At 58.3% G+C, this 5,669-nt stretch carries 6 protein-coding genes; 1 reads left to right on the top strand and 5 read right to left on the bottom strand.

Annotated elements, in window-relative coordinates; translation table 11 throughout:
- Positions 1-119 precede the first annotated feature (119 nt).
- Positions 120-974 carry a DMT family transporter gene (locus RTI30_RS12055; protein ID WP_312283854.1) on the top strand — a complete coding sequence of 285 codons (855 nt, stop codon included), beginning with the start codon at positions 120-122 and terminating at the stop codon, positions 972-974.
- Here the strand turns inward: RTI30_RS12055 and RTI30_RS12060 are convergent.
- From RTI30_RS12060 to RTI30_RS12080, 5 genes are read right to left on the bottom strand one after another with little or no spacing between them, the layout of a single operon-like run.
- Positions 948-1,607 carry an HAD-IA family hydrolase gene (locus tag RTI30_RS12060; RefSeq protein ID WP_312263395.1) on the bottom strand — a complete coding sequence of 220 codons (660 nt, stop codon included), beginning with the start codon at positions 1,605-1,607 and terminating at the stop codon, positions 948-950. The two genes, RTI30_RS12055 and RTI30_RS12060, sit on opposite strands and share 27 nt — an antisense overlap.
- On the bottom strand, positions 1,607-2,311 hold the full coding sequence (gene ubiG / locus RTI30_RS12065) for a bifunctional 2-polyprenyl-6-hydroxyphenol methylase/3-demethylubiquinol 3-O-methyltransferase UbiG (RefSeq protein ID WP_312263396.1): 705 nt from the start codon (positions 2,309-2,311) through the stop codon (positions 1,607-1,609). The genes RTI30_RS12060 and ubiG overlap by 1 nt, the downstream gene beginning before the upstream one ends.
- Positions 2,311-3,642: a TRZ/ATZ family hydrolase gene (locus tag RTI30_RS12070; protein WP_312263397.1), complete on the bottom strand. Its 1,332-nt coding sequence runs from the start codon at positions 3,640-3,642 to the stop codon at positions 2,311-2,313. Before RTI30_RS12070 ends, ubiG begins: the two co-directional genes overlap by 1 nt.
- 53 nt (positions 3,643-3,695) lie before the next feature.
- Positions 3,696-4,904: a lytic murein transglycosylase gene (locus RTI30_RS12075; protein ID WP_312263398.1), complete on the bottom strand. Its 1,209-nt coding sequence runs from the start codon at positions 4,902-4,904 to the stop codon at positions 3,696-3,698.
- Entirely contained in the window at positions 4,882-5,502 is a 621-nt protein-coding gene (locus RTI30_RS12080) for a C40 family peptidase (protein ID WP_312263399.1), read from the bottom strand. Before RTI30_RS12080 ends, RTI30_RS12075 begins: the two co-directional genes overlap by 23 nt.
- Positions 5,503-5,669 lie beyond the last annotated feature (167 nt).

A 5,669-nucleotide genomic window follows, 5' to 3' on the forward strand; every position in this document is an offset into this window, starting at 1 on the left:
CCCGGTAAAACCCCCGGATCCGGTACCCGACATGTTGAACCTGCATGGCACTCCTCCCTCGCCAAAGAAGTGCCAAAGGTTTGTGAACTTATGCAGTGCCAAATGTGCATGACAAGCCATTGCCGGTTCTCAGCCTCATCGTTGGGGCGGCACTCTGGGGAACCTATTGGTGGCCGTTGCGTTTCTTTTCCGAGCAAGGATTCGGCGGCCCCTGGCTCATTGCCCTGATTTATCTTTTTCTGGCTGGGGCTGGCACCTTGTTGTTGCGGCGCCGTGGCACAGTGAAGATCGCGCGGCACGATTGGCGTTCGTTGGCCTTGATCGCCCTGCTTGGCGGTTGGACCAATGTTGCCTTTATGCTGGCGCTGTTTCAGGGTCAGGTGGTATTGGTATTGCTGCTCTTTTATTTGTCACCGGTATGGGCAGTCATTTTCGCTCGCGTATTTTTGCGCGAAACCATTGGCTGGCGTGGTGCTATTGCTGTGGCCTTGGCCTGCTCGGGTACGGTCTTGGTAGTACTACGCGGACAGCATATGGACCAAGGCGAGGATCTATTGACCATGTTCTTGGCAGCCAGTAGCGGCCTGGCGTTTGCGCTCAGTAACGTTGTGTTACGCAGTGCGAATCGGTTATCCGATGCGGCCCGCTCGCTTGCCATCTGGTGGGGTTGTGCCGGGATCGGTCTGGTCTTTGCCGTTTTTGCACCTTGGCCGCAGCATCCCCAGTGGCCAGCTTTCCTCATCCCCGTCTTCGCCTGGTTTTGGGTAGGTTTGGCAACGGCCAGTACCGTCTACGGCGTGAGCCGCCTACCGATTCGCGTTTCGGCGGTCATCATGCCCATCGAGGTGATCGTTGGCGCGGTTTCGGCTTGGATTCTTGCCAAAGAGGCAATGAGCAGCATGGAGATCCTCGGTGCCGTACTCATACTTTCGGCCTCCTTTGTGCAGCTAGTTGGTCAGAAGGCGGGAGAGTAGCTGTTCGGAGTCGTTGATGATTGCCTCTGCACCCCAATCCGTGGGGGGATCGCTGCTCTGCCAATAGCCCCAAGCTGCAGCCCAGGCAGGAATGCCAGCGGCATGCGCAGCCTGGATATCGCGGCGATCGTCTCCGAGAAAGAGGGCATGCGGGTGATCAATGCCCAGCCTATCCAGGGCATAGCGCACTGGCACAGGAGAAGGCTTGGCTTCTGCGGTAGTGTCGCCACCCACAACAACGGCGGGAGGATAGGGCAGGGCGAGATGCTCTAACACCTCCTGCGCCAGCTCTGCACTCTTGTTGGTGACCACCGCCCAGGGTAGGCGACGTGACCGCAATTGCTCCAGGATTTCGGCAATGCCCGGAAACAGGACGCTATCGCGGTGGGCTCGCGCCCGATAGAGACGCAAAAAATCGAGGCGCAGGGCCGAGTAGCGAGGATCGTCCACCGCAATGCCAAAACCCGTACCCAGCAGCCCCGGCGCCCCATGCGAGGCAACCGAACGGAGATCAGCAAAGGCCGGAACCGGCAAATCCCGCTCCCGCGCCAAATCCTGTACTGCCCCCGCCAGATCGGGAGCGGTATCGACGAGGGTGCCATCGAGATCGAAAAGTAGCGCTTGCCAGCGCATCAGGTACCCTTTTGACAATGACAAAGATAGTTGACGCTCACATCCCCAGTGAGGCGGGCCTGATGACGCCAAGGATCATAAGCCATGCCGTGCAGATCACGCATGCGCAAACCGGCTTGACGAGTCATTTCCAATAATTCGCTAGGGCGCAGGAATTTTTCGTAGTCGTGCGTACCGCGAGGCAGCAGTCCCAACAAATATTCTGCACCAACAATGGCATAGAGATAACTCTTGGGATTGCGATTGAGGGTAGACAGAAACACATCGCCGCCAGGCTTAACCAACTTGGCACAGGCGCTGATGATGGCCGCCGGATCTGGCACGTGCTCCAGCATCTCCATGCAGGTGACCAGGTCATATTGGCCAGCTTCCTGCTCTGCCAGTTCCTCTGCGGCCTGCACCCGATAGCGCACCTGCAGGGCCTGCTGTTCGGCGTGCTGTTCGGCCACGGCTATCGCATCGCTCGCCATATCAATCCCCAGCACTTCGGCACCTTGACGCGCCATAGCTTCGCTCAAAATCCCGCCGCCACAGCCAATGTCGACCACTTTCTTGCCGCGCAGGCCGCCTGAGCTATGTTCTTGGATATATTGCAGGCGCAAGGGATTGATGTCGTGCAGGGTCCGCACCGGGCCATCGGTATCCCACCACTTGCTGGCAAACGATTGAAACTTGTCGACTTCTGCGGAATCCATGTTGCTCATCACGAATGCTCCCTGCGGATGCGCAACGCCCAATCTTGGGCATCGCGCTGTAATTGCTGTACGTCCCACGCCAATGCTTCGCCATTGTCAATTTTCTGCACACCCGCCACCCACACGGCCCGGATTTGATCTCGACTCGCACAGTAGACCAATTGGGATATGGGGTCGTAGACCGGAGTCGTGGCTGGATGATCAAAACTCACGGCAATGCAATCCGCAGATTTGCCCACTTCCAGACTGCCGATTTCGTCCTGCCAACCCAGGGCCTGGGCCGCGCCCAAAGTGGCGAGGTGTAGGGCTTGCTGGGCAGGCAGGGCAGTGGGATCGCCATCTCGCCCTTTGGCAAGAAGGGCTGCCGTACGCAGCTCACCGAGCATGTCGAGGTCATTGTTGCTGGCCGCGCCGTCGGTACCGAGGCCGATGATTTGCCCTTGCTCCAAGAGCGTTGCAATAGGCGCTATGCCCGAGCCAAGCTTGAGATTCGATTCTGGACAATGCCCAATCCGCAACCCCGTCTCCTTGCAGATCGCTAGGTCGCTGGCATCGAGCTGGGTCATGTGAATCGCAAGAAAATCCTCGCCGAGCAGGCCAAGATCGTGCAAGCGGCGCAACGGGCGACGATCATCGCGAGCAACAGCGTCGCGCACTTCCCCGGCGGTTTCGTGTACGTGCATGTGTAGTAAAAGCCCGCGCTCCCGCGCCAATTGTGCTGCTTCGCGCAAGGGAGCATCGCTGACGGTGTAGGGTGCGTGGGGCGCAATACTATGGCGTAAGAGCGGCGAGCGAGGCGCTGCCGCTATTTTCTCCGCTGCAACGCGCAGAGCGTCCTCCGCATTGCGGGTGTACGTGGTGGGGAAATCGATGATCACGTGCCCTTGCACCATCCGCATTCCCATGTCGGAAGCTACCTGCGCCGCCTCGGAGCTGAAAAAATACATATCATTGAAGCAAGTGGTGCCGCTGCGCAGCATTTCCGCAATTGCCAGTCTCGTCCCTGCCTGGACAAAATCGGGGGCAACAAAGCGCCCCTCTGCGGGCCAAATATGCTCCTGCAGCCAGACCATCAGCGGCAGATCATCGGCCAACCCCCGCAACAGAGTCATTGCTGCATGGGTGTGGACGTTGATAAAGCCCGGGAGCAGCGCTTGTCCGGGTAGGTGAATATGCCGAGCTGCAGGAAACTGTTGTTGCAATAGCTCGTGGCGATCACGAGCGACGATTCTTCCCTGGTGGATTGCGATGCCGTGTTGCGCTAACGCTCCGGTAGGTTGTATCGGGATCAGCCAGTCGGGCAACAGCAAGGTAAGTTCAGCGGGGGAGAGTGCTGGCAAGGGAGCCTCCGTATCGGGAACTCCCCAGAGTGTAGCACTTACACGCCGAACACTCAGCCTACCCGCGCGCGCAACGCCTCGGCATAGGCCCAAACCGTGGCAGAATAATTAATACTCGGGTTATACCCCATGATGGCGTAAAAATTGGGGTAGGCAATGTAATAGCGGGGGCCGCGCTCCGTGGCCAAGCGCAGGAGCCCGACTGGGGTATTGCCCGGCATAGCTCGTCCGGCACGGGGGCGAATGCCCAGTGCAGTAAGCTGCGCCAACGCGTAGCGTCCGTGCAGAAATTGTTCCGCTTGCACGGGATTTTCTACTGACGCCTCCTGTAACACGGGCTGTCCTGGGCGCCAACCGTGGGCGAGGAAGAAACGCGACGTCGAGGCGAGCACGTCCGGCACAGAGGTCCAGAGATCCGGCAGCCCCTCGCCTGGAGGATCATCCCATACGGTTCCATATTTCAGGTAACTGCTGGCAAGAAACTGCGACATCCCCATGGCACCAGCTTCGGAGCCACGCAGGGATGAGACCGGTCGTCCCAAGCGATGCGCGAGTTCTATGGTCGCCGCGCTCTCTCGAAGAAAAAAGGCGCGACGTGCCGGCAACCCCAAGGCCAAGGAAAGGTTCGCATCCAGTACTCGGAAATTGCCTTGAAAACTGCCAAAGCCCGTCTCGATATTCAGGATGCCCAACAATATCTCAGGCGACACCCCATATTTAGTGGCGACCTGTTGCAAGATATGGCGATGGGCATTCCAGAATTCCACTCCCCGTTGCAGGCGATCCGGACGCAAGAAGCGATCGCGATAACGCCACCAGGGGTAGGGCCGCAATGGCACAGGGGAAGGAGGCGGTGGCGTCATCAAGGCCAGGGCCCGCGCATTGAAGCGGGCATTGTAGAGCGCCGGTAACACCCATTGGGGCGGCAGGTGATATTGGGTTTGCAACGTGCAGGCAAAGTCACGCATACGCTGCTGATCGCTCTCAGGGAAGCCCGGAAAGATGAGATTTTGCGAGCAGTTCGCTGCCTCGGGCAGAGGCGTCGGAGCGATATTTTCCGCATTTGCCGCGGGTGGAGTTGCGGCCAATGGCGCCGGAACGATGGCGCTAGGAGCAGGTGAAATGGGCGCCGCACTCTGATACGGTACCTTCGTTGCGCAGGCGGTCAACAATAAGGCGGCAATGCCAGAGAGCAGCGCTGCATAAGTGCGCCGCGAAGAGAAGACGTCGCAATAGAGATCAGCGGTTGAGGACATGTTCATCCAGAGACTGCATGGCGAGAAGCTCCGGAGGCATGGGTCTACGAACGCCATCGAGACGCTGCGCCCAGTAGGGATTGTTCAAACTCTGCACGGTAATACCAGCATGGCGATTGAGGGCGCTAACGAACTGACCGCCCCCAATGTAAATACCAACGTGGGTATCGGGGGCGCCCATGGTATTGAAGAAGACGAGATCGCCTTTTTGAATCTGACTGTAAGGGACCGCCGGTAAGGCAAGCGCCTGCTGCCGCGCTGTCCTCGGTACCACCACACCGGCTTTCGAAAGTACGTACTGAATCAATCCGCTGCAATCAAAACCGTGGTGACGACTCTCACCACCCCACACATAGGGTTTACCAATCTGGGCAATCGCATTGACCAGCACAGCATCCAGAATCGTTGCCTCGCGGTGCTGCTCGTAGGAGTACGTTGGCGTCGCACTCTGAGGCGGGGTATAGGCCGCCGATGGCGCTACCGTAGGGCCTTGCCAGCCATCGTTGGTTTCGTATTCCGCGCAGCCAGTAAGTAGAAAAGCCGCTAGAACGCAGGTAACTACAGATATTTTCGTAACAGGAACAACTAGATCCATCAAGCGCATGTGCACGTCCCGTTATTTATCGGACTCTGAACGGGTTATAGAGCAAAAGAAAAACCTTGGCAAGTAGTTGTATGCGTCCACCACCTTTGGCACTGTGGTAGATGTTGGAGGAGGAAGGATAGCGGTGGTTTCTGTCCGAGTCGATGGTGTGGCCGTTCGGCGTTGTA

The organism is Candidatus Igneacidithiobacillus taiwanensis (assembly GCF_031962545.1).
Lineage (GTDB): Bacteria > Pseudomonadota > Gammaproteobacteria > Acidithiobacillales > Acidithiobacillaceae > Igneacidithiobacillus > Igneacidithiobacillus taiwanensis.